This is a genomic window from Gordonia sp. UBA7860 (assembly GCF_002500165.1).
In the GTDB taxonomy this organism is placed as follows: domain Bacteria; phylum Actinomycetota; class Actinomycetes; order Mycobacteriales; family Mycobacteriaceae; genus Gordonia; species Gordonia sputi.
Genome location: NZ_DLSO01000202.1, coordinates 1 through 23,131, shown reverse-complemented (window position 1 = coordinate 23,131; position 23,131 = coordinate 1). Strand labels below are relative to the sequence as shown.

Genomic DNA, 23,131 nt, shown 5'->3' with positions numbered 1-23,131 from the left:
GCGGCAGCACTAACGCCGCGCGCCCACCATCCCGTCGAGTGCGCCGTAGTACACCTGCGTGAGAAACCGCATCGCCTCCGCCATGGTCATGCCTTCGGCGACGAGATCGAGAACCTCGCGGGGATCGTAGATCTGGTTGTAGAGGAACAGCGCGTGGTCGAAATGCTCATCGCCGATTCCCTTGCTGCGCAACACCGCCCGCACCGGGCGCTCCCATGCGTCCCGAACCGTCTGGATCACGGGATCGCCTTCGCGCAGTCGCTCGAGGAAGCCGACGGGACGACGGAGGTGGACCATCGCGGGACCGTTGACCTCGAGAACTTCGCCGAGCTTGCCGACCACGTCCTCGAACAACTCGGTACCCGATTTCGTCGAGTCATGACTGTAGTCACGAAGCTCCACGATCACCCCGTGCAGGTACTCGCGCAGCAGACTCTCCAACGACGAGAAGTACCGGTAGACGGTGGCAGTACCCACGCCTGCCCGCTCCGCGATCAGCGGGATACTGGCGTTCTGGAAATCGTCTCTCAGAACCTCACCCGCTGCCGCCAGGATTCGACGACGATTACGCACCGCATCCTTGCGCATCGGGGCCGACGTCGTCACCACGAATCTCTCCCTCACACAGTGCAGATCCCGCTGAAGATGCGAGATTTCCGGATTTCATGGTACTCCCCCTCGAGGCAGCACCACCTGTCCGTAGTGAGAGGTGCCTCTCAGCGAGTCAGTCGAGTCCGTACGCACGGAGAGTCTCGCCGAGACCGAGCAGTTCGACGGTCGAGGTGCCTTCGGCGATACGACGGCGATAGTCGGTCTCTTTGTCCTCACGCAGCTGAGCCAGTCGCAGCGACTCATCGAGTTCGTCGGCGGGCACAACGACCAGACCGTCGCGATCACCGACGATGATGTCGCCCCGATGCACCACCGTGCCGGCGATGCTCACCGGTTCGCCGATCGAGCCTCGGTACGTCTTCGTGGTGCCACGGATGCAGAGACCGCGGGCGAAGACGGGAAACTTCATGTCGGACAGTTCGGCTGCATCGCGTACCGCACCGTCGATCACCAGGCCGGCAATTCCACGATGCTTGGCGGCGGTGGCGAGCACGTCGCCCCACGCCCCGGCGCCGAGGTAGCCGTGTGCGTCGGCGACCAGGACGTCACCCGGCTGGGCGTGAGCCAGGGCGGCATGAAGCATCAGGTTGTCGCCGGGCCCCACATCGACCGTCAATGCGCGGCCTACGAGAACCGACGAGGAGTCGAGCGGCTTGATCGCCGGGTCGATCGACCCCCGCTGTCCTTGTGCCTCGTAGATGGTGGCGGCGCCGAGTGCACCGAGACGGGCACACGTGTCGGGAGTCAGCGCAGGTGAAACGGTCGATGCCGTCATGGGTGAAGCCTTTCGTTGTGGGATAACTGATTTCACAGACTCTTGAAGACCCGCTCGAGGCGGTCGAACCCCTCGGTCAGCGTCGGGATGTCGGCCGCAAAGGACAGACGCACGTGCCCCTCCCCCGACGGCCCGTACTCGGCGCCCGCACGGACCGCGACGCCGCCGTCACGCAGCAACGCCACGACGTCGGCCGATGGCAGATCTCCCGGATACTTGATCAGGGCATAGAAGGCCCCCTCCGGGGCGACCATCGACGCGCCGTCGATCTGCGCGACCCTCTCGACGACGAACTGCCTTCTGCGCCGATACTCTTCGAGCATCGGAGTGGCCAGCTGATCACCCTCGGTGAGCGCGACGATCGATGCGCGCTGAACCGCACTGTTGATCGCGCTGTTCATCGTGCGGTGAACCAGACGGACAGCAGGCATCAGGCCCTTCGGTCCGATCACGTAGCCGATACGCCATCCGGTCATCGCGTAGGTCTTCGACAGCGTCTGAACATAGATCAACCGATCGAGCAATTCGGGTACCGCGAGGGCGGGAACGAACGGCTCGTCGCCGTACACCAGGAATCCGTAGGCCTCATCGACGAGCACAAGCGTGTCGTCGTCTAGCACGCCCGGTAGTGCCGCGAGTTCGGAGGCGCCCAGTACCGCACCGGTCGGATTCGACGGATTGCAGACGATCAGGAGGCGAGCTCCCACGGATTCTGCAGCGATGGCGTCGAGATCGAGATGGTGATCCGAGGTCAGTGGAACCGGGACCGCGATTCCGCCCGCCAACGCAACCGCATCGACGTACAACGAATACGTCGGTTCCGGGAGCAACACCCGGTCGCCGGGATCGACCATGGCCAGAACCGCAGCGGTGATCCCCGCTGCGCCGCCATGACTGACCAAGACATCCGTCGGATCGATCTCGGTGCCGGCCAATTCGGTTGCCTGCGCGGCTATCAGAGCACGCAGCTCCGGGTCACCGTTCATGTCCGCATAGTGCGTATGCCCGGAGCGCAACGCGTCGATAGCTGCGTTGATGATCACTTCCGGCGTGTCGAAATCCGGTTCGCCCATGTCGAGCGCGATCACGTCGCCTGAGGGGCGCCCGCCCGACGGCCGACGCGAGGCCTGCTGGATGCGGGTGGCCGCGAGTGAAGTCCGCTGAGTCACATTGATGTCCTTGTAAGAGTTAGCTGCGCGGGGACAAACTGGGATCTGTCTATCGTTTTTCTATTGTGCATCTCACTCACAGGAACGTCAACATGCGATTTTTCCTGCATGCTCGCCTGCACAAGGCCAATCTAACTGGTACTGTCACATCACTTAGTAGTTCACGAGCTTCGAGGAATCATGACCGGAATCACGCACGACAACGGCAAGCGCTTCGACAATGCCTCGGTGACCACGCCGCTCGAGTTCGATGACCTCGCGCGACTGACGGTGCTTGGGCCGGACGCGATCGATGTCGATCTTCGGCTTTCTGACGACTCCGATTCCCCCGCGGCGTCGCTGCGCCTCTACACGGGCGGGTTGCGCGCACCGCTGAGCAAGATCCTGCCGATCTTCGACGGCCTCGGCATCGAGGTCATCGAAGAGCACCCGTATTCGGTCCGCCTCGACAACGGAGCGGTGGGGCGGGTGTTCGGTTTCGACATCACCCTGCCCGACGCTGCCCGCGACCATCCAGGCATCGGCACCGAGATCGCCGCAGCCTTCAGCGCCATTTGGGCCGGTCAGGTCGAAAGCGATCGCCTCAACGCGCTGGTGACCGAAGTCGGCCTTTCCTGCCGACAGGTCGTGGTGTTGCGGATGTACACACACTTTCTCCGCCAGACGCCCATCGGTGTCACTCCGGGCCGAATCGAGCAGATCCTGCGTGACAATGCCGAGACGAGCGCCGCTCTCGTGCACCTCTTCGAGATCCTGCACGACCCCGAGCACGATCCGACGACGCGCGGGCGACGCGCCGAGCAGGCGACCGTCGAACTGCTCGAGGCCATTGATGCGGTGCGGGAGCTCGACGCCGACCGCGTATTGCGGACCCTTCTCGAATTGATCAACGCGACACTGCGTACCACGTTCTTCGTCACCGACCTCACCAACGCCGACGACAATTGCGTTGCCGTCAAACTCGATTCACGAAGTGTCGGGCTCCTCCCTCAGCCCAGACCGCACTTCGAGACGTTCGTCTACTCACCGCGCGTCGAGGGCGCGCACCTGCGGCTGGGTTCGGTGGCCCGTGGTGGCCTGCGGTGGTCGGATAGACGAGAGGATTTCCGCACCGAGATCCTCGGCCTGGTCAAGGCGCAGGCGGTGAAGAACTCCGTGATCGTTCCCGCCGGCGCGAAGGGTGGATTCGTCGTCAAGCGTCCGCCGGCGGCCACCGGGGACGCTGGTGCCGACAGGGATGCACTGCACCGCGAGGGCGTCGAGTGCTACCGGCAATTCGTCTCCGCACTGCTGAGACTGACCGACAACCTCGATCGAGCAACAGGAGAGGTCAGTCCGGCTCCGGGAATCGTTCGTCATGATGGGGACGACTCATATCTGGTGGTGGCCGCAGACAAGGGAACCGCCACGTTCTCCGATATCGCCAACGCCGAATCGGTTCGCCACGGCTTCTGGCTCGGAGACGCGTTCGCCTCCGGCGGCTCTGTCGGATACGACCACAAGGCGATGGGTATCACCGCTCGCGGTGCCTGGGTGAGCGTCACACGGCACTTCCGCGAACTCGGTATCGACGTCGATACGGACGACATCACCGCCGTCGGCATCGGTGACATGAGCGGCGACGTGTTCGGCAACGGCATGCTGTGTTCGCCACACGTGCGGCTCGTGGCGGCATTCAACCACCGCCATATCTTCATCGACCCCGATCCCGATGCTGCACAGTCCTATACAGAAAGGCGACGACTGTTCGACACCCCCCGGTCGTCGTGGGCCGACTACTCCCCCGACCTCATCTCACGCGGCGGCGGAGTGTTCGACCGGTCGAGCAAGTCCGTTCCTCTGACGCCGGAGATCCGCGCAGCGCTCGACATCGCACCGAACACGCAGCGACTGACACCGGCCGAGTTGATCCGTGCCATCCTGACCGCTCCCGTCGATCTTCTGTGGAACGGCGGCATCGGGACCTATGCGAAGTCGGATACGGAGACGCACGCGGACGTCGGCTACAAGTCCAACGACGACGTCCGCGTGAACGCGTCGGAGCTGCGCTGCCGCGTCGTCGGCGAGGGCGGCAACCTCGGCTTCACGCAGCTGGCCCGGATCGACTACTCTCTGGCCGGCGGACGCATCAACACCGACGCCGTCGACAACTCGGCGGGTGTCAACTGCTCCGATCACGAGGTCAACATCAAGATCGTTCTCGATGCGCTCGTCGACGACGACAGACTCTCCGACACACAACGTTCCAACCTGCTCGCCGCCATGACCGAATCCGTTGCTGATCTGGTGCTGACCGACAATCACGCACACAACGAGCTGATGGGTGTAGCGCGCACCGAATCACTGGCGCTGGCAACAACATATCGGCGATTGGTCACTGCACTCGAGAACGAGGCAGGCCTCGACCGAGCGGTGGAGACGCTGCCGACCGACAAAGAAATCGCCAAACGAATCGAGCGCACCGGTATCGCACTGACGTCACCGGAACTCTGCACGGTGATGGCCTACACCAAACTGTTGATCAAGAGTGAGCTGCTCGCCGACGACACCATCGACGACCCGCACTTCGACTCGATGCTGAGCGACTACTTCCCGACCCGTCTGTCCGAGGGCGAGTGTGCCGGAGCCGTCGCCGCCGCGATCGCCGCCCACCCGTTGCGCCGCGAAATCGTCGCCACCCAGCTCGCCAACCGCATCGTCGACATCGCAGGAATCACATTCGTGCAGCGCCTCCGTGAGGAAACCGGGGCCACGACCTCCGACGCTGCTCGCGCATTTGCCACGGTCACCGAACTCTTCGACCTCCATTCGATCTGGCGGCGCATCGAGATCTCCGGCCACCCCACCGAGGTCACCGACGAACTGGTGACAGAGGCCAGGCGGGTGATCGACCGGGCGACTCGGTGGCTGCTCACCAATCGTCCTCAGCCACTGCAGATCTCGACGTCAGTTCGTCGATTCGCACCCGCTATCGCGGAACTCCGGGCCAACGTACCGCACTGGCAGCAGGACTACGACCGTGCCAATGTAGCCGAACGAACCGCCGACGTGCTGGCAGGAGGCGCGCGGCCGGACCTGGTCGACGACGTCTACGGACTGCTGGACCTCTTCTGCCTGCTCGATATCGTCGAGATCGGCCACGTCACAGACGATTCGCGCGAGAGCATCGGTGAGATGTACTTCCTGGCAAAAGACCGGACGCAGGTGAGTCGCGTGCTGATGGAGGTGTCGGGACTCCGACGAGATGATCAGTGGAATGCGTTGGCACGTTTGGCCTTACGCGAAGAGTTGTACGCCTCGACGCGGTCGCTCACCATCGACATCCTGAGCACCACCGATTCGGCGACCGACGTCGCGACGCGGTTCGTCGAATGGGAACAGGTCAACGCCACCCGACTACAGCGGTCGCACTCCATGCTCGCGAAACTCGATCAGCGACAATCGTTTGATCTGGCCACTCTTTCGGTGGCCGCACGCTACATCCGTCGGATGGTCTCGCAGGCCGCACAACCATTGACCTCGGTGTAAATCATTCGACGAGCACGTCCGCAAAGAAGTGCGTCGGCGAGGCACGCTGCGACAACCGACTGCGCCGAGTCCACGACGCGGAGCGCCTCAGACCTCGGATAGGGCGGGTACCTTGGTCGCGCGAGCGTAGATCGCCTCCCCGGGCTGCAAGTGCAGCGCATTGGCATCACCGCGGGTGATCTGTGCCTGGAACTCATCCCCGTTCGCCACGGCGACCAATTCGACCCTCGTCTCGAACCCGAGGTTGACCACGCGCTGCACAGTGGCCTTGATGACCCCGGTGTCGAGTGACGCATCGGCGGCGGGAAGTGCAAGCTCAGGGTTGCGTCCGATACGAATGTCGTGCGGACGAACGAGTTCTCCGTTGAGCCGTACCGTCGAGCCGAGGAACGATGCCACGAAGGGATTGACCGGGCGATCGTAGAGATCGTCAGGTGCGCCGATCTGCTCGATCCTGCCCTTGTTCAGCACAGCGATACGGTCGCTCACATCGAGCGCCTCCTGCTGGTCGTGTGTCACCAGCACCGTGGTCACCTGCATGTCCTCGTGCAAGCGGCGCAACCACTTTCGGAGATCCTCGCGCACCTTCGCATCGAGTGCACCGAAGGGCTCGTCGAGCAACAACACCTTGGGATCGACGGCCAGGGCACGGGCAAGCGCCATGCGCTGGCGCTGACCACCGGAAAGCTGTGCGGGAAAACGCTTCTGGAAGACGGTCAGTCCGACGATGTCGAGCAACTCGTCGACCTTGGCGTCGATGTCCTTCTTCGAGCGCTTACGGATCTTCAGACCGAATGCGATGTTGTCCCGCACGGTGAGGTGTTTGAACGCCGCGTAGTGCTGGAATACGAAGCCGATGTCGCGCTTCTGCGGTGAAGCACCCGAGACATCGTCACCGTTGATGACGATGGTTCCCGAGTCGAGATCGTCGAGTCCGGCGATCGCCCGCAGGAGCGTCGACTTTCCGCTGCCCGACGGGCCGAGCAGTGACGTCAGGGATCCGGCTGGGATCTCGATCGACACGTCATCGAGTGCTGCGAAATCGCCGTATCGCTTGTTGGCACCTACCACCGAGATGGACATGTCAGACTCTTTCTTTTTCGTGAAGCACCTGCTGCGAATCGATGTTCTCGGGCGCATACGGCGGGGTCAGATGGATGTCGTCCGGCGCGGTGTCGTCGCCGGTGGTGGCGCTCGCCTCGGCATACCGGTTGCGGGCACGTCGGTCGACGAACGACATCGCCACGAGGACGAGGACGGCCACGAGCATCAGGAGTGTCGCGGCAGCGTAGGCACCGTACTCGTTGTAGTCGTCGGTGTAGCGCGAGTGCACCAGAAGTGTCAGCGTCTGGGAGATGCCCGGATAGTTCGACGACACCATCGTCACTGCGCCGTACTCGCCGAGTGCACGGGCGACAGTCAGCACAATGCCGTAGGTGAGTCCCCAGCGGATGGCGGGCAAAGTGATGCGCCAGAACGTTTGCCACCCGCTCGCGCCGAGGGTCGCCGCTGCCTGTTCCTGTTCGGTGCCGATCTCGCGGAGCACCGGCTCCACTTCTCGTGCGACGAACGGAAGCGTCACGAACAGCGTTGCCAACACCAGGCCGGGGAATCCGAAGATCACGCGGAAGCCGAGACTCTCCACTCCTCCGAACCAGCCACCGTAGCCCCACAGCAGGATCAAGGCGACACCCGCGACGACCGGCGACACCGCGAACGGGAGATCGACGACAGCCTGCAGGAATCCCTTGCCCGGGAAGCGTCCGCGGGCGAGCGCGAGCGCGATGATGATGCCGAAGATCACGTTCAGTGGGACGACGATGACGACGATCAACAAGCTCAGCTGCAACGCCGAGATGGCCGCAGGAGTGGTGATCCACTCCCAGAACTGCCCGAGACCGTGTTCGAACGAACGCCAGAAGATGAGTGCCACCGGCACGATCAGCAGGATGAACAGGTAGACGAGTGCGATGGCGCGCAGCCCGTACCGGGTCTTCGCCGATAGCTTCATCGGTCGAGCTCCTCACGCTTGGTCTGACGCTGCCCGACGATCCGCAAGACGAGCAGCGCGACGAAGGCGATCAGCAGGAGTACGACCGAGATGGCGGCGGCATTGACCGGCTCGTCGATCTCGATCTGCTGCTGGATGTATTGCGAGGCGACCTGGGTCTTGCCGGGGATGTTGCCGCCGATCAGAACGACCGACCCGAATTCGCCGATCGCCCTCGTGAAGGCCAGACCCGCTCCCGTGAGAATTGCGGGGAGGAGAGCCGGGAGCACGATCTTGCGGAAGATGGTCCCGTTGTTCGCCCCTAGCACGGCGGCTGCCTCCTCGACGTCGGTGTCGAGTTCGATCAGCACCGGCTGGACCTGACGAACCACGAAGGGCAACGTGACGAACGTCAGCGCGATGATCAGTGCAGGCTTGGTCGCGGCGAGGTGGATGTCGACGGGACTGTTGGGGCCGTACAGCGACAGCAGCACCAGGCTGGCGACGATCGTGGGCAGCGCGAACGGAAGATCGATGATCGCGTTGACGAACCCCTTGCCGCGGAAGTCATCTCGCACCAGCACCCACGCGATGATGGTGCCGAAGACCACGTTGATTACGGCGGCGAAGATCGAGACGAGCACCGTGATCCAGATCGCGTCGAGCGCGTTCTCGTCGGTCACCGCGTCCCAGAAGCCGCTCCACCCGTTGTCGAACGACTGCACGGTGATCGCGGCCAGCGGCAGCAACACGATGATGCTCAGCCACAGCCATGCCGTACCGATGGCCGCGGGACTGACTCCGGCGAATGTTCGCGACCGTCCCAGAAATCCCTTGGGCGGCAGCGAACTCGACGACTGCGAGGTCGGCGCGGACGTGGTCTCGTTCGCCACCTCGCCCGTGGCCGTCACTGCTTGCTGCCTTCGTTGTAGATCTTGGTGATCGCACCCTTGGTACCGAACAACGCGTTGTCCACGGCCTTCCACCCCTTCAGGTCTTTGCCTTTGTTCTTGGCGGCGGTGCCTTTACCCAGGGTCTTACCGAGCTCGTCTATTGTCCAGAGTTTCGTGATGTCGCCGGGGAAAAGTGCCTTGGTCTCGGAGATAACCGACGGTACGACCGGACGGAAGCCCTGCTTGGCCCAAATACGTTGCGCCTCATCGGTGAACAGATAGTCGACGAAGGCTTTGGCTGCAGGCAGGTCCTTCGAGGTGTTCACGACGGCGACAGGATTCTCGATCTTGAACGTCTCCGGAGGAATCAGGTACTCGACCTGTGCGCTCTGCGCAGCACCGGCGTTCTTACGCTGCAGCATGATCGCTTCGTTCTCGTAACTGATCAGCACGTCGCCCTGGCCCTGCTGGAAGGTCGTCGTCGCCTCGCGCCCGGACTTGGGACGCACGGCGACGTGGTTGTGCACCAGATCGCTCACATAGTCCAAACCGGCCTGCGGGTTCTTGCCTCCCTGACTCTTCGCCGCGTAGGGCGCGAGAAGGTTCCATTTCGCCGAACCGGAACTACCCGGGTCGGGCGTGATCACCTGGACGCCGGGCTTGAGCAAATCGTCCCAGCTGTGGATGTTCTTGGGATTGCCCTTACGCACCACGAGCGCGACAACGGAGCCGAACGGTGTGCTGTTGTACGGCTCGGCCTTCTTCCAGTCCTCGTCGACGAGTCCTGCCTTGACCAGACGGGTCACGTCGGGTTCGACCGAGAAGTTCACGACGTCTGCCGGGACGTGACGAGCCACTTTGCGCGACTGGTCACCCGAGGCGCCGTACGACGCCGAGAAGCCGATGTCTCGCCCCTGGTCTGTCGCGCGGAACGCGGGAATGATCTTGTCGAAGCCGGGTTTCGGCGTTGCGTACGCAACGAGGTCGAGGTGACGACTGCCGCTGGAGATGTCGACACCGTCGGGCGTGTCCGTCGAGCCGCCACCACAACCGGCGACCAGTGCGACGGTCAGCGCCAGCAGGCACGCCACAATCGGGACACGCCTCTTGCGGGCCAGACTTGGACTCACGAAACCCTCCACCACGGTTCCCGGCATGCGGGACTTCGCGGCCGGAGCAGAATCACGCTAGCAACGTCGAGCACATGCCCCAAAGACGAGAACGACGGCCCGTCGGTGGGAGTTGACGACTCAGCGCGTCAGTAGCCAGGCGAGAACGACAAGAACGACGAGCGCGAGCAGCGCCCAGGTCACCCGTGACTTGATCACCGCGGTCACAGCCCCTTTCCGTCGTCGTCGGCGAACCGACGACGATCGAACACGGTCATCACGGCTTCCACCAGCACATTCAGGATCAATGCGATACCGACGGCGACGGGGACAACGACCACGAGGGTGACCAGAAGCTGTGGAACGAACGACAGTCCTGTCAGCCACTCTTCGACCGAATCCCACCACGCGAGGAAGCTGTCCATGCCTGTCACCTCGTTTCGGCCCGGACACCGCCGAGTTTTGTTCAGTGTGATTCGAATTCAGGGCCGAGTCGGCGATCGCCGTGGGTTCGGGCACCGTGATGAGCTCGAGTGCCGCGAACAGGCGGCTAGGCCATGGTATCGAAAACGTTTACTCGGCTACCGGCCGCTCCCGTCAGCTCACCGCGACGACCAGCCGACCGTCGGCGCACATCTCAGTCCAGCCGCCACGACTCGTACGCGCGCGGATCGCCGATCGGCTCCATGTGAATGCTGACACGCAGATGATCGAGTTCGGCGTGTAACTCGTCCTCGACGCGCTCTGCCAGGTCGTGGCCGCGCTCGACCGACCATGCGCCCGGAACGAGCATGTGCATCTGCACGAACCGCTCGTGGCCTGCTTCCCGCGTGCGCAGATCGTGGAAAAGCACTTCGTCCGAGCGGAATCGGTCGAGCACCTGATTGACCGTGGCGAGATCGTCGGCGGGTAGGGCGGCGTCGAGGAGGCCGTCACCCGAACGCCAGATGAGGCGACCACCGACGACGAGGATATTGACGGCGACGAGGATCGCCACGATCGAGTCCAGCGGCAGCCATCCCGTGACCGCGACCAGGAACACACCCACGATCACTCCGATCGTGGTCCAGACGTCGGTGAGCAGATGCTTGCCGTCGGCCTCGAGTGTCATCGACCGATGACGCTTACCGGCACGAAGCAGGACGACGGCGACGACTCCGTTGAGAACGGTTGCGGCGACCGAGATCGCGAGACCGAGTCCGACCGATTCCAACTCGGCGGGATGCAGGAGGCGATCGACGGCGGCGTAGATGATCGCGATCGCGGCGGCGACGATCAGTACTCCCTCGAACACCGCCGAGAAGTACTCTGCCTTCGCGTGGCCGAAATTGTGTTCGGCGTCCGCGGGTTTGGCGACGACTCGCAACGCGACGAAGGCTGCGACAGCCGCCACGAGATTGACCAACGACTCCAGTGCGTCCGACAGCAGGCCCACCGAGCCGCTGACGCGCCAAGCAATCAGCTTCATCACGATCACCACGATCGCCGTGGCGATGCTCAACAGTGCGTAGCGGGTCAGATCCGGCCGCGTCTGAGACGGTGCGCTTGCCATTGCGCCATTTCATCACGCATTCCGCTGTCGATGGGAGTGCCACGAGATCGGCCACCTGATGGGGCCTTCTTACTTGGTCGAAAAGTCGCCTAGCGCGGTCCCATTTCCCCCATGTGAGACCCGACTATCAGACATTCCCTCTGCCGAACCCTCTCTAGCAGGACTTCTGGACGCAGAACCATGGACAACTACCGATCGAAATCACTCGTTTCGAGACAATGAGAGACCGATATACAACTTTCACAGCGTCCTCAGCACCCCACGGCACAGGCTTGATACCTATACCTACTGTTCAGACGCTTACGTTCCCGTCATGTAAACAGTTTCGCGATTCGGTAGACAAACCGTCGAACTGAGAGCACAGTATTACTTAATCCATCCACTCTATGAAGGAGATCACATGTCCACCACCGTTGACTCGGAGTCCGGACTCTCCGACCCCGCAGTCGCCATGGTCCGGATGAGTCACGTCGACAAGTACTTCGGCGACCTGCACGTGCTGCGTGACATCGACCTCGACGTCGCCCGAGGTGAGGTCGTCGTTGTTCTCGGCCCCTCGGGGTCCGGAAAGTCCACGCTGTGCCGCACACTCAATCGTCTCGAGACGATCAGCAGCGGCTCCATCGAGATCAACGGCACACCACTGCCCGACGAGGGCAGCGACCTGACACGTCTACGCGCAGACGTCGGAATGGTGTTCCAGTCGTTCAATCTCTTCGGTCACAAGACGATTCTCGACAACGTGATGCTCGCACCGCGCAAGGTGCGCAAACGAGACAAGGAGAGCGTCCGCGACGATGCGATGGCACTGCTCGAACGCGTGGGGATCGCAAACCAGGCGGCGAAATACCCCAATCAACTGTCCGGCGGGCAGCAACAGCGCGTGGCCATCGCCCGCGCTCTCGCCATGCGACCTTCACTGATGCTGTTCGACGAGCCCACCTCGGCACTCGATCCGGAGATGGTCAACGAGGTGCTCGATGTGATGACCGATCTCGCCAAGGAAGGCATGACCATGCTCGTGGTCACCCACGAGATGGGATTCGCACGCCGCGCCGCCGACCGTGTGGTGTTCATGGCCGAGGGTGAGATCGTCGAGCAGGGAACGCCTGACGACTTCTTCGACAACCCGCAGACCGAGAGGGCGCGCGACTTCCTCAGTCGCGTGCTGGCTCACTGATCTCGAGAGTTCCTATCATGAAACGAACTTCGATCGTCGCAGGCATCATCGCCCTGCTCGCCATGACGACCCTCATCGCCGGCTGCGGCGGCGGAAGCGGCTCGTCGAAGACTCTGACCATCGGCGTCGCTGTCGATCGACCCGGCATCAGCATGAAGAACGCCGACGGGACCATCACCGGATTCGACGCCGACACAGCCCGATTCATCGCCAAAGAACTCGGTGTGGACGAAGACAACATCACCTGGGTCGAGACGCCTACCCCCCAGCGCGAGACCATGTTGCAGAACAGACAGGTCGACTACATCGTCTCGGCGTACTCGATCACCGACGCCCGTAAGGAAAAAGTCGACTTCGCCGGCCCCTACTTTGTCGCTGGACAGAGTTTGCTGGTCCGTAAGGACGACGACACGATCACCGGTCCGACGTCTCTCAACGGGAACAAGAAGCTTTGCGCCCCGGCAGGTTCCACGCCCGCACAGAACATCAAGAAGAAGTACAGCCGGGATGTGCAGCTGCAGCAGTACGACACCCTCGCAGCCTGCGTCGAGGCGCTCAAGAACGGCGCAGTCGATGCGGTGACCACCGACGACGCGGTGCTGGCCGGGTATGCCGCACGCAGCGCAGGCCAGCTGAAACTCGCCGGCGCGCCGTTCTCCAATGAACTCTACGGCGTCGGTGTACACAAGGGGAACGACAACCTCCGCGAGAAGATCAACGATGCGCTCCAGAAGTACATCGACTCCGGCGCCTGGAAAGCGTCTTTCGACCGCAATCTCGGCCCCTCCGGCTACCCGGCACCCACCCCACCGCAGATCGACCGATACACGAGGTCTGACTCTGCTGCAGCGGATTCGAGTTCGCGGGTCTCCTCCTACGGCGGACAGATGGTCTCGGCCTTCGGCGTCACCATCAAGCTCACAGTCTTCTCCGCGATCCTCGCACTCGTGCTGGGTATCGTCCTGGCCACACTTCGGGTGTCGCCGATGGCAACGATGCGCAAGGCCGCGGGAACCTACGTCGAAGTGGTCCGCAACACCCCGCTCACGCTCATCATTCTGTTCATGTCATTCGGTCTCGCGCAGACCCTCGGTATCACCCTCGTGTCCGGGAACTCGTCGACATCATTGGCCGACAGCGCATTCCGACTGAGCGTGCTCGGCCTCGGCGCATATACGGCGACGTTCGTCTGCGAAGCGCTGAGGTCGGGCATCAACACCGTGCCACATGGACAAGCCGAAGCAGCCCGTGCGCTCGGCATGTCCTTCACACAAAGCATGACCATCGTCATCCTCCCCCAGGCGTTCCGTGCTGTCATCGCAACACTGGGCAGCATCCTCATCGCGCTCACCAAGAACTCGACCATCGCCTCCGTGATCGGTGTCGCAGAAGCCGCTCTGCTGATGAAAGAGATGATCGAGAACACCGCGGCGGTGCTCGCGGTCGGCGCGATGTTCGCAATCGGCTTCCTCATCCTGACCATCCCGACCGGACTGCTGTTCGGCTTCCTTGCGAAAAGGTTTGCGATCCAATGAGTTCCAATACTTCTGCCTTCCTCTACGACGCACCCGGTCCGAAGACGCGGGTCAGGTACCGCGTGATTTCGACCATCTTCGTCATCGTCGTCCTGGCGATCACGGTGTGGGTTCTTCACGGCCTCGCTGTCAAAGGACAGTTCGACTCCGCGAAATGGACGCCGTTTCTACAGGGTGACGTCTGGACGACCTTCCTACTGCCGGGCATCAAAGGCACCCTGGTCGCCGCGGCTCTGGCGATCATCGGCGCCTTGATCGGCGGCGTTCTCCTCGGTGTCGGCAGGCTGTCGGAGGTGACATTCATACGCATCTGCGCCGGAGCGATCGTCGAGTTCTTCCGAGCCATTCCGATGCTGGTGCTGATGATCTTCTTCTTCGCCCTCTGTGCCTCACTCAACCTGTTTCCTGCAGGACAGCTCGCCCTGGCCGCAGTCGTCTCGGCGCTCACTCTCGGCAACGCAGCCGTGATTGCCGAACTGGTCAGGGCAGGTGTGCGGGCACTACCGCGCGGGCAGTCCGAATCGGCTATTGCGCTGGGTATGAATTCCACGCAGCGGATGTTCCTCATCCTGTTGCCACAGGCGATCACGGCGATGCTGCCGTCCCTCGTCGCGCAGATGATCGTTGCGCTGAAGGACACAGCACTCGGCTATCAGATCACCTACATCGAGATGGTTCGCCAGGGAATCCAGGTCGGAAATGCCTTCTCCAACTACATCCCGTCCCTGATCGTCACCGCAGTCATGATGATCGCGGTGAACGCGTCGCTGGGGAAGCTCGCACGCACCATCGAGCAGCGACTCCGCACGGGCAGAAGGGGTTCGCGTACGCCCAAGATGCCGACGACGCGGGTTGAACCGGTTCCCTCGATCTGACCGACGGAGGGAGTCCCGAGATCCGCCGCCCACCGACACGATCGGTGGGCGGCGGTCGTCGCTCACTCGTGACGGTTCCCTGCCTGCACCGTCGCAGAAGAGTCAGCCTGCGGCAACCAGCCCGCGGCGACGCATCAGCGGTTCGACCTCCGGCTTGCGTCCGATCAACTTCTCGTGCACGGCAAGCGGATCGACGCTGTCGCCGCGCGACAACGTCGACTCCGCGAACCTCTTCCCGTTCTCTCGGCGTAGCCCGCCCTCGGCGAGGAACCACTGCTCGGTCTCGGCATCGAGAACCTCCGACCAGATGTACGAGTAGTAGCCGGCCGAGTAGCCGCCCCCGAAGATGTGGTTGAAGTACGCCGTGCGGTATCGCGGAGGAATGAGCTCAGTGCCGATGCCGGCTTCGCGTAACGCGTCGGCCTCGAATGCCTCGACGTCGTCGACCTCGTCGGCCTGTGCGGTGGACAGCCGATGCCAGGCGAGGTCGAGCACCGAGGCTGCGAGGTACTCGATGGTGCCGTGCGCCGTGTCGGCGCCGGCGTTGGCGCGGGCCGCGTCGGCGAGTTCCGACGGAATTGGGGCACCGGTCTCGTGATGCCGCGCGTAATGGGCGAGGACATCGGGGTGCAACGCCCACATCTCGTTGACCTGCGACGGGAATTCGACGAAATCGCGCGGTACCGAGGTACCCGACTGCGACGGATAGTCGACCGTCGAGAGCAAACCGTGTAGCGCGTGACCGAATTCGTGGAACAACGTCGTGAGCTGGTCGATGCTGAGCAGCGCGGGCGAGCCCTCGTCTGGCTTGGGCACGTTGAGCACGTTCACGATGATCGGTTGCGCCGAGAGCACGGTGGATTGATCGACGATGTTGTTCATCCACGCCCCACCCCGCTTGGAGGGCCGCGCGAAGTAGTCGCCCAGGAACAACCCGATGCTGGTGCCGCGCTCGTCGAACACCTCCCAGATCCGGACGTCTGGATGGTAGGCGTGCAAGTCGGTGCGTTCCCGGAAGCTCAACCCGTACAACTGCCCCGCCGCGTAGAACACGCCGTCAGTGATCACGGTGTCGAGTTCGCAGTAGTCGGCGAAACCGTCGAGATCGATCTCCGACGACGACTTACGTTGTCGGGCAAGCCAATAGGTGTAATCAGAAGCGGTGACCTCGGCGTCGGGATCGTCCGCATGCGCGAATTCGGTCAGGGAGGCCAGTTCGGCGCTACCTGCTCGCATGGCGGCGGTGATCAACTCACCGAGCAAATCGTCGACCGCTGCCGGATCGGGTGCGGTCTGCTCGGCGATGACGTACTCGGCGTGATCGCGGTACCCCAGCAGCTCGGCTCGCCGCGCGCGCAGCCTGACGATCTCGAGGACGATCTCGCGCGTGTCGAACTCGTTGCCGCGCGAGCACCGGCCGACGGAGGCATCGAAGACTCGACGGCGTGTCGTGGCGTCGTGGAGTTCACTCACCACGGACTGGCTCGTCGGGAGTTCAAGGCTCACAAGGTATCCGGAATCGTGGCCTGCGCCGGCTGCTGCGCGTCGGGCGGACGCGATCGCGCCACGTGACATGCCCTGCACGTCGGCCTCGTCGGAAAGCAGCACCGCCGAGTCGTTGGTGTCGTCGAGGACCATCTGCGAGAAGGTGGTCGTCAGATACGCCAGCCGCGACGAGATCGTGCGCATCTCTTCCTGACCTGCGTCGTCGAGACCGGCGCCCGCTCGGATCGCCTCGCGGTAACGCGTATCGAGCAGACGGCGCTGCGGCTCGGTGAGGTCGAGATCGTCGGCGTGAGCATGCAGCGTCGAAATACGCGCGAAGAGAGAGGGATTCATCGCGATGGCGTTTGCATGGTCGGTGAGCAGTGTCGAGAGTTCCTGGGAGATCTCGTTGCGCTTCGGATTGGTGTCGGGGCCGACCAGGTTGAAGAAGATGCCGGATGCGCGGGCCAGGTCGCGTCCGGACAGTTCCAGCGCCTCGATGGTGTTGGCGAATGTCGGAGCGTCCGGATCGTCGGCGATCTTCTCGACTTCGGCGCGCTGCGAACTCATGGCCTCGCGAAAAGCGGGCAGAAAGTCGTCGTCGGAAATCGACGCGAAGTCGGGCAGGCCGTGCGGTAGATCGCTCTGTGCGAGAACGGGATTCACGTTGTCTGTACCCATGACTCACTTACCCTTCGGTTTGTCGCCCATCGAGTCGGTGGAGAGTGCCGCAACGAATGCCTCCTGCGGGACGTCGACCCGACCGATGGTCTTCATCCGCTTCTTGCCCTCCTTCTGCTTTTCGAGCAGCTTGCGCTTTCGGCTGATGTCGCCGCCGTAGCACTTGGCGAGCACGTCCTTGCGGATCGCCCGGATGTTCTCGCGCGCAATGATCTTCGATCCGATGGCAGCCTGGACGGGCACCTCGAACTGCTGACGCGGAATGAGCTCCTTGAGCTTGGTGGCCATCTTGTTGCCGTAGCTGAACGCGGCGTCGCGGTGCACGATCGCACTGAACGCGTCGACCGCCTCGCCCTGGAGGAGGATGTCGACCTTCACGAGGTCGGCTTCCTGCTCGCCCGCCTCCTCGTAATCGAGGCTGGCGTAACCGCGGGTGCGCGACTTCAGGGAGTCGAAGAAGTCGAAGATGATCTCCGCCATCGGCATGGTGTAGCGCATCTCGACGCGCGTCTCCGACAGGTAGTCCATGCCGCCGAGTTCACCGCGCCGCGACTGACACAGCTCCATGATCGCGCCGATGAATTCGCTCGGCGCGATGATCGTCGTCTTGACGATCGGCTCGTAGATGTGGCGTGCCTTGCCCTCCGGCCAGTCGGATGGGTTGGTGACGATCGACTCGGAGCCGTCTTCCATGACCACCCGATAGACGACGTTGGGCGCCGTGGAGATCAGGTTCAGATCGAACTCGCGCTCAAGCCGCTCACGGGTGATCTCCATGTGTAGCAACCCGAGGAAGCCGCAGCGGAAACCGAAGCCGAGCGCGACAGACGTCTCCGGCTCGTAGGTGAGCGCGGCGTCGTTGAGTTGCAGCTTGTCGAGAGCGTCGCGCAGCACCGGATAGTCGGAGCCGTCGAGCGGGTAGAGGCCGGAGTAGACCATCGGGCGCGGTTCGCGATAGCCGGTCAGTGGCTCGGTGGCGCCATGACGGGCGGTCGTGACGGTGTCGCCGACCTTCGACTGTCGCACGTCTTTCACTCCGGTGATGAGGTAACCGACCTCGCCGACGCCGAGCCCCTTGGTCGACTTCGGCTCCGGCGAGACAATGCCGACCTCGAGCAATTCGTGCGTCGCTCCGGTCGACATCATGGCGATCTTCTCGCGCGGGACGATCTTGCCGTCCACCACGCGGACGTAGGTGACCACGCCGCGGTAGGTGTCGTAGACGGAGTCGAAGATCATGGCTCGCGCAGGTGCATCGGGGTCTCCCTGGGGAGCGGGCACCAGCTTGATCACCTCGTCGAGCAGTTCCGTGACGCCCGCACCCGTCTTGCCCGACACACGCAGCACGTCGTCGGGCTCGCAGCCGATGATGTGCGCGATCTCCTCGGCATAGCGGTCGGGGTCGGCGGCAGGGAGGTCGATCTTGTTCAGCACCGGGATGATGGTCAGGTCCTTGTCCATCGCCAGGTACAGGTTTGCCAGGGTCTGGGCCTCGATCCCCTGCGCGGCGTCGACAAGTAGAACGGCACCCTCGCACGCTTCGAGCGCACGCGACACCTCGTAGGTGAAGTCGACGTGACCAGGGGTGTCGATGAGATGCAGCACATAGTCGGTCTGCGGCCCGTCGGGACCGTCGGACTTCCAGGGCAGGCGCACGTTCTGCGCCTTGATCGTGATGCCGCGCTCGCGCTCGATGTCCATGCGGTCGAGGTACTGGGCGCGCATGTCCCGCTCCGCGACCACGCCCGTGAGCTGCAACATCCGGTCGGCCAGCGTCGATTTGCCGTGGTCGATGTGCGCAATGATGCAGAAGTTCCGGATCCGTGCGGGATCGGTGAACGTGGTGTCGGCGAAGGTGGGAATCGAACTGCTCCTACAGGTACGCACCGATGCTCGGGGTGCGATGCGGGTGTGGTCGTCGAGTCCAGTTTCTCACGCCTCACCGTCGACGCGTCGTGGCCGGGTTGTCGGCGCTCGTCCCGGGGTCGCTCTGTCGGAGTCGAGGACATCGCGAAGCGAACCAGTTGCCTCGTCACGGGCTCGGCGTGAATCCGTGCGTGCACGCACGACGAGATGTGCAGTGGCCACGACGATCGAGGCGACGAGCAGCACAAGCGCGCCGAACGAGAGCAGGAGCCAGAAGTCAGCCCATCTTGCGATGCCCACGAAGATCAACACTGCCATCGCGGGTACTACGAGCCACGACACCCAGATGCGCAGCGCCCACGCAGCGATCAGGGGCGGCGTCATCAACAGCAGGCCCAACACGACCGGCCGGCGGGGACCCAACGCGGTGAAGACCGAATCCTCGCAGGTTGCGCCGGGGCGCGCATCGTAGACCGACAGCTCGCCGCCCTTGCTGCAGCCCAACGTCACCTCGCCGACCTGGATGAAGCCGCAGTAGATGGCGTAGGCGGCCGCCGTCACGGCAGCCACGATCCACACCACTCGTATCGCGCGCACCACGCCAACTTATAGCGTGAGACTGTGAGCCCCGAGACCTTCACCGCCGACGGCGTCGTTGCAGATATCTACCGACCGGACGGCCGACCGCGCGCGGTGCTCGTGCTGGCGCACGGCGCGGGAGGCAACCGGCAGACCGCGATCATGCGGGCGTATGGCGCGGAGTTTAGCGGCCGTGGGGTCTTCGTCGCGTGCATCGACCTGCCGTATCGGCAGCGCAGACCGAAGGGGCCGCCGAGCCCATCGGGTGCGGGCGGCGATCGGGACGGGATACGCGCGGCGGCGTCGCTGTTCCGTTCCGAATCCGACGGCCCGCTCATTCTCGGCGGACATTCCTACGGGGGTAGGCAGGCCTCGATGGTCGTTGCAGAGGATGGCGACGCCATCGACGTGGCAGGTCTATTGCTCTCGTCCTATCCCCTGCACCCGCCGGGCAAGCCCGAACGCGCACGCACCGATCACCTCGGCGACATCACCGTCCCGACGGTCATCGTCCACGGGTCCACCGATCCGTTCGCGACGACTGCGGAGATCACCGACGCCATCGCGCTCATTGCCGCGCCGACGCGGCTCGTCGAGATCGAGAAAACCGGCCACGACCTGAAACCCGACAAGAAGCCGACTGCTCAGCTCGCGGCCGACGCCGTCGACGACCTGATTCTGAGCGGGTCGACTCGATGACGGGCCGGACGCAGGCACGCCCCACTCATGAGGCGGCGCGCGAGATCGTCTACTCCCCCGACCTCGACGGTGCCGCCGATCCCGGTGAGATCGTCTGGACCTGGGTGCGCTACGAGGACGACCCGAGCAAGGGCAAGGATCGTCCGGTGCTGGTCGTCGGACGTGACCGCGGCGAAGAGCACACGCATCTCCTCGGCCTGATGCTCTCGAGCCAGGACTACCACCGCGACGACCCGAACTGGATGGAACTGGGGACCGGCGTCTGGGACGACGAACACCGCGAGAGCTACATCCGTCTCGACCGCGTGTTGTACGTCCTCGAACACGGAATTCGACGCGAAGGCGCAATCCTCGACGAACAACGTTTCGGCGCCGTCGCCGACCGACTGCGCCGCGACTACGGCTGGCGCTGAGTCGCCGATACCGCTGATCTCCAACACCTCTCGGCTCTACGGCGCGTCACCCTATGCTGCACCCATGCGAACACCGTCGTGGGTTGAGCTTGCGGGCCGCAACGCGGCCGCGGAGTCCGTGAACGTGGTCGGAATGATGGCTGTCGATGAACCACTTTCGGGCAGCGTCCGTTTCGACTTCCGACACGCGCAAGGGGGCCGGTGGCGTATCGAACACGAGGGACAGCCGATCTATCTCTCGAGCGGCAGCAGTTCTGTTGTTCGAGTCGACGGTGAGATGCAGCGGCTCGACGGCGACTTCCGACTGCCGATCATGGGCGCACAGTTCAGCCCGCTCGATCTGTTGGGCCCCAGCTCACTCCTGCACAGGATGAGCACCACGGTTTCCGTCGAAGGCGCCGCACACCACGTCGAGGTGGGCGGGCGAGCAGCGTGGTCGATCACACTCCTCGGCTCCGGGGGACACGACATCATCATGACGTTCGACGACGCGACGGGCGTGCTGGTGCGCCTCGAGGACGCCGCTGGGGTTACTCGCCTGCAGGTCAGTGATCTGAACGAACTGGGTTCATTCTCCGAGTCACTATTCGTGTGGGACGGGCGTGTTCACGCAGCACGACCCGGCCGCGGACGCACTCGGAGCACCGAGGACGACGGGGACGACGAGGATCAACGCATCGAATTCATGAGATCCCGTGTCGCCGCACAAACACGAGCGCAGGATGTTCTTTCTGTTATCACCGCCGCCGACAGCGAGGCCGAAGCGCGCGCAGCACTGATGCAACTCCTCGACGTGACCGAATTCGGCGCAGAGTCGATCATTGCGACGCCCATCGGGCAATTTCGAGGAGACTTCACCGCCAGCGATCGGCACACCCTCGAGGCAATGGAGCAGCAGTACCGTAGCCGATAATTCGGCCCTCGGCGGTTGCTCGGCAATCGACATCGAGAACTGAACGGCCGGAATTCTTCGAAAAGTTCTTGTCGGTGGCTGGTCGTACAATGGGCTCAAACGTTCGAATCGGTTTCCGGAAGGAGGTGTGGGGTGTCGATCGAGTCGGTGGAGCCAAGCGCAGGTTCTGGTGCGGGAGAAGATGATTCGGAGAATGCCAGTCTCGGGCCCGACGGTTCTGACGTTTACGAGTCAGGAGCCGACGAGGAAGCTGAAGAGTCGACGCCCGATACTGATCCGCTGGACTGGGCGAAGGACCTGCCGCTCGGGTTGTTGGGTGGTGTCGATCCCGCCGCTCCCGATGGTTCGGACACGGTTGCTGTTCTGGAGGGTCTGACCCGATTACGTTGCGGTGAGGCGTTTTTGGCGTGGGCGCGGTATCAGTCGATCGGAGTGCTCTACGACAGGCTGGTCGTCGAGCGCGCTGCGTCTGATGGCCTGATCGTCGACGGCTTTTCCGATGTGGCGGCACGCATCTCGGGGATCTTCGCGGTGTCACGTCCGCAGGCTGAACGGATGATCGACGAGGCGATCGTGTTACGCGATGACCTGCCACAGGTGTTCGGCTGTCTGCGGGAGGGGATCATCTCGATCGAGCAAGCGCGACTGGTGATCTCACGTACCGACCTGGTGCGCGGACCGGACACCCCGCCGGCGGTGGTCGCCGCTGTCGATGAACAGATCGCGACCACTTTGCGGACGCGGCGCGGGTCGTGGAAACGGCCCCGCCTGCGCGACATGGTCGATCGGATCGTGTTCCGCCACGACCCCGACGCGATACGTGAACGCCGCGAACGCGCCCTGGACAAGCGCGGGGTGTTCACCGACAACTGTGGCGACGGGGTCGGCGAAATCACCGCCGTGATGTCGGCGGAGAACGTCCAGATCGCGGTCGCGGCGGTCCGGCGTTTGGCTGACGCGGTCTGTGACGGGGACGGTCGGACTCGTCAGCAACGCGCCTCGGATGCCATGTTCGCGCTGCTCTCTGGTTCACGGTTCGAATGTGCCTGCGACAGCACCGACTGCGTGGCGGCAATCCCCGAACCCGGCACCGTCCCGCCGGCCGATCCGCGGTTCGTCATCCACGTCGTCTGCAACGAGGCCGCGCTCATCGAACCCGAAACACACACCACCACAGCCGAACCCGCCGACAGCACCACGCGGCCTGCTGCGGGTGCTGCGGGTGCTGCGGAGTCCGGAGCTCGTCGCGCAGATTCTGCAGCAGGCGACGCAGAGTC

General features: G+C 63.5%; 20 protein-coding genes and 1 pseudogene. 9 read left to right on the top strand and 12 right to left on the bottom strand.

Translation table 11 applies throughout. From position 1 onward, the window contains the following. Positions 1-9: 9 nt before the first annotated feature. The 3 genes from B3T59_RS23725 to B3T59_RS23715 form a co-directional block, all read right to left on the bottom strand. Positions 10-609, bottom strand: a complete 600-nt coding sequence (locus B3T59_RS23725) for a TetR/AcrR family transcriptional regulator (RefSeq protein ID WP_082933703.1) — start codon at positions 607-609, stop codon at positions 10-12. A gap of 115 nt (positions 610-724) precedes the next feature. After that, positions 725-1,387 carry a 4-carboxy-4-hydroxy-2-oxoadipate aldolase/oxaloacetate decarboxylase gene (locus B3T59_RS23720; RefSeq protein ID WP_064863389.1) on the bottom strand — a complete coding sequence of 221 codons (663 nt, stop codon included), beginning with the start codon at positions 1,385-1,387 and terminating at the stop codon, positions 725-727. Positions 1,388-1,419: 32 nt separating this feature from the next. Further along, entirely contained in the window at positions 1,420-2,556 is a 1,137-nt protein-coding gene (locus B3T59_RS23715) for a pyridoxal phosphate-dependent aminotransferase (RefSeq protein ID WP_064863388.1), read from the bottom strand. A 180-nt stretch (positions 2,557-2,736) separates the two neighbouring features. On the opposite strand from B3T59_RS23715, the gene B3T59_RS23710 reads away from it, so the two are divergent. Next, complete coding sequence (locus B3T59_RS23710; protein ID WP_287005283.1) at positions 2,737-6,084, top strand: NAD-glutamate dehydrogenase domain-containing protein; 3,348 nt, start codon at positions 2,737-2,739, stop codon at positions 6,082-6,084. Between the two features lie 87 nt (positions 6,085-6,171). Here the strand turns inward: B3T59_RS23710 and B3T59_RS23705 are convergent, their stop codons facing one another. The 6 genes from B3T59_RS23705 to B3T59_RS23680 all read right to left on the bottom strand — a co-directional run bounded on the left by B3T59_RS23705 (position 6,172) and on the right by B3T59_RS23680 (position 11,628). Further along, complete coding sequence (locus B3T59_RS23705) at positions 6,172-7,167, bottom strand: sulfate/molybdate ABC transporter ATP-binding protein (RefSeq protein WP_064863386.1); 996 nt, start codon at positions 7,165-7,167, stop codon at positions 6,172-6,174. A 1-nt stretch (position 7,168) separates the two neighbouring features. Beyond that, positions 7,169-8,095: a sulfate ABC transporter permease subunit CysW gene (gene cysW, locus B3T59_RS23700; RefSeq protein ID WP_064863385.1), complete on the bottom strand. Its 927-nt coding sequence runs from the start codon at positions 8,093-8,095 to the stop codon at positions 7,169-7,171. Next, positions 8,092-8,967: a sulfate ABC transporter permease subunit CysT gene (cysT, locus tag B3T59_RS23695; RefSeq protein ID WP_156529399.1), complete on the bottom strand. Its 876-nt coding sequence runs from the start codon at positions 8,965-8,967 to the stop codon at positions 8,092-8,094. Before cysT ends, cysW begins: the two co-directional genes overlap by 4 nt. A gap of 14 nt (positions 8,968-8,981) precedes the next feature. Then, on the bottom strand, positions 8,982-10,097 hold the full coding sequence (locus tag B3T59_RS23690; protein WP_231895089.1) for a sulfate ABC transporter substrate-binding protein: 1,116 nt from the start codon (positions 10,095-10,097) through the stop codon (positions 8,982-8,984). Between the two features lie 203 nt (positions 10,098-10,300). Beyond that, positions 10,301-10,501, bottom strand: a complete 201-nt coding sequence (locus B3T59_RS23685; RefSeq protein WP_064863383.1) for a hypothetical protein — start codon at positions 10,499-10,501, stop codon at positions 10,301-10,303. A 212-nt stretch (positions 10,502-10,713) separates the two neighbouring features. Next, complete coding sequence (locus B3T59_RS23680) at positions 10,714-11,628, bottom strand: cation diffusion facilitator family transporter (protein ID WP_064863382.1); 915 nt, start codon at positions 11,626-11,628, stop codon at positions 10,714-10,716. A gap of 451 nt (positions 11,629-12,079) precedes the next feature. On the opposite strand from B3T59_RS23680, the gene B3T59_RS23675 reads away from it, so the two are divergent. From B3T59_RS23675 to B3T59_RS23660, 4 genes and pseudogenes are all read left to right on the top strand, one after another. Then, positions 12,080-12,808, top strand: a complete 729-nt coding sequence (locus B3T59_RS23675; RefSeq protein ID WP_064863413.1) for an amino acid ABC transporter ATP-binding protein — start codon at positions 12,080-12,082, stop codon at positions 12,806-12,808. A gap of 17 nt (positions 12,809-12,825) precedes the next feature. Continuing rightward, positions 12,826-13,635: pseudogene (locus tag B3T59_RS23670) on the top strand (glutamate ABC transporter substrate-binding protein); the annotation flags it as partial. 60 nt (positions 13,636-13,695) lie between these two features. Beyond that, positions 13,696-14,343 carry an amino acid ABC transporter permease gene (locus B3T59_RS23665; protein WP_287005288.1) on the top strand — a complete coding sequence of 216 codons (648 nt, stop codon included), beginning with the start codon at positions 13,696-13,698 and terminating at the stop codon, positions 14,341-14,343. Then, a complete protein-coding gene (locus tag B3T59_RS23660; protein ID WP_287005282.1) occupies positions 14,340-15,218 on the top strand; it encodes an amino acid ABC transporter permease in 879 nt (292 codons plus the stop codon). Before B3T59_RS23665 ends, B3T59_RS23660 begins: the two co-directional genes overlap by 4 nt. A 102-nt stretch (positions 15,219-15,320) precedes the next feature. On the opposite strand, the gene B3T59_RS23655 is transcribed toward B3T59_RS23660, so the two are convergent. The 3 genes from B3T59_RS23655 to B3T59_RS23645 are packed head-to-tail and all read right to left on the bottom strand — an operon-like array spanning position 15,321 to position 19,847. Next, positions 15,321-17,384, bottom strand: a complete 2,064-nt coding sequence (locus B3T59_RS23655; RefSeq protein ID WP_287005281.1) for a M3 family metallopeptidase — start codon at positions 17,382-17,384, stop codon at positions 15,321-15,323. Positions 17,385-17,387: 3 nt separating this feature from the next. Next, positions 17,388-19,271 (bottom strand): translation elongation factor 4, encoded by a 1,884-nt coding sequence (gene lepA / locus B3T59_RS23650; protein ID WP_064863378.1) that lies wholly within the window; start codon positions 19,269-19,271, stop codon positions 17,388-17,390. Positions 19,272-19,316: 45 nt separating this feature from the next. Then, the gene (locus tag B3T59_RS23645) at positions 19,317-19,847 is read right to left on the bottom strand and encodes a hypothetical protein (protein ID WP_197502394.1); all 531 of its coding nucleotides are present in this window, start codon (positions 19,845-19,847) and stop codon (positions 19,317-19,319) included. A 24-nt stretch (positions 19,848-19,871) separates the two neighbouring features. Here B3T59_RS23645 and B3T59_RS23640 point away from each other — a divergent pair, with 24 nt between their 5' ends. The 4 genes from B3T59_RS23640 to B3T59_RS23625 form a co-directional block, all read left to right on the top strand. Next, entirely contained in the window at positions 19,872-20,528 is a 657-nt protein-coding gene (locus B3T59_RS23640; protein ID WP_064863376.1) for an alpha/beta fold hydrolase, read from the top strand. Next, complete coding sequence (locus B3T59_RS23635; protein WP_064863375.1) at positions 20,525-20,941, top strand: type II toxin-antitoxin system PemK/MazF family toxin; 417 nt, start codon at positions 20,525-20,527, stop codon at positions 20,939-20,941. The genes B3T59_RS23640 and B3T59_RS23635 overlap by 4 nt, the downstream gene beginning before the upstream one ends. 64 nt (positions 20,942-21,005) lie before the next feature. Continuing rightward, positions 21,006-21,854 carry a hypothetical protein gene (locus tag B3T59_RS23630; protein ID WP_287005280.1) on the top strand — a complete coding sequence of 283 codons (849 nt, stop codon included), beginning with the start codon at positions 21,006-21,008 and terminating at the stop codon, positions 21,852-21,854. A 132-nt stretch (positions 21,855-21,986) separates the two neighbouring features. Continuing rightward, a partial coding sequence (locus B3T59_RS23625; RefSeq protein ID WP_287005279.1) for a DUF222 domain-containing protein occupies positions 21,987-23,131 on the top strand: 1,145 nt, incomplete at its 3' end.

What these genes read in the sequence shown, in the direction of transcription:
- B3T59_RS23720 (WP_064863389.1), bottom strand. Translation starts at nt 1,387, where the DNA reads ATGACGGCATCGACCGTTTCACCTGCGCTGACTCCCGACACGTGTGCC.
- B3T59_RS23710 (WP_287005283.1), top strand. Translation starts at nt 2,737, where the DNA reads ATGACCGGAATCACGCACGACAACGGCAAGCGCTTCGACAATGCCTCG.
- B3T59_RS23705 (WP_064863386.1), bottom strand. Translation starts at nt 7,167, where the DNA reads ATGTCCATCTCGGTGGTAGGTGCCAACAAGCGATACGGCGATTTCGCA.
- cysW (WP_064863385.1), bottom strand. Translation starts at nt 8,095, where the DNA reads ATGAAGCTATCGGCGAAGACCCGGTACGGGCTGCGCGCCATCGCACTC.
- B3T59_RS23685 (WP_064863383.1), bottom strand. Translation starts at nt 10,501, where the DNA reads ATGGACAGCTTCCTCGCGTGGTGGGATTCGGTCGAAGAGTGGCTGACA.
- B3T59_RS23680 (WP_064863382.1), bottom strand. Translation starts at nt 11,628, where the DNA reads ATGGCAAGCGCACCGTCTCAGACGCGGCCGGATCTGACCCGCTACGCA.
- B3T59_RS23675 (WP_064863413.1), top strand. Translation starts at nt 12,080, where the DNA reads ATGGTCCGGATGAGTCACGTCGACAAGTACTTCGGCGACCTGCACGTG.
- B3T59_RS23665 (WP_287005288.1), top strand. Translation starts at nt 13,696, where the DNA reads ATGGTCTCGGCCTTCGGCGTCACCATCAAGCTCACAGTCTTCTCCGCG.
- B3T59_RS23660 (WP_287005282.1), top strand. Translation starts at nt 14,340, where the DNA reads ATGAGTTCCAATACTTCTGCCTTCCTCTACGACGCACCCGGTCCGAAG.
- B3T59_RS23655 (WP_287005281.1), bottom strand. Translation starts at nt 17,384, where the DNA reads ATGGGTACAGACAACGTGAATCCCGTTCTCGCACAGAGCGATCTACCG.
- B3T59_RS23635 (WP_064863375.1), top strand. Translation starts at nt 20,525, where the DNA reads ATGACGGGCCGGACGCAGGCACGCCCCACTCATGAGGCGGCGCGCGAG.
- B3T59_RS23630 (WP_287005280.1), top strand. Translation starts at nt 21,006, where the DNA reads ATGCGAACACCGTCGTGGGTTGAGCTTGCGGGCCGCAACGCGGCCGCG.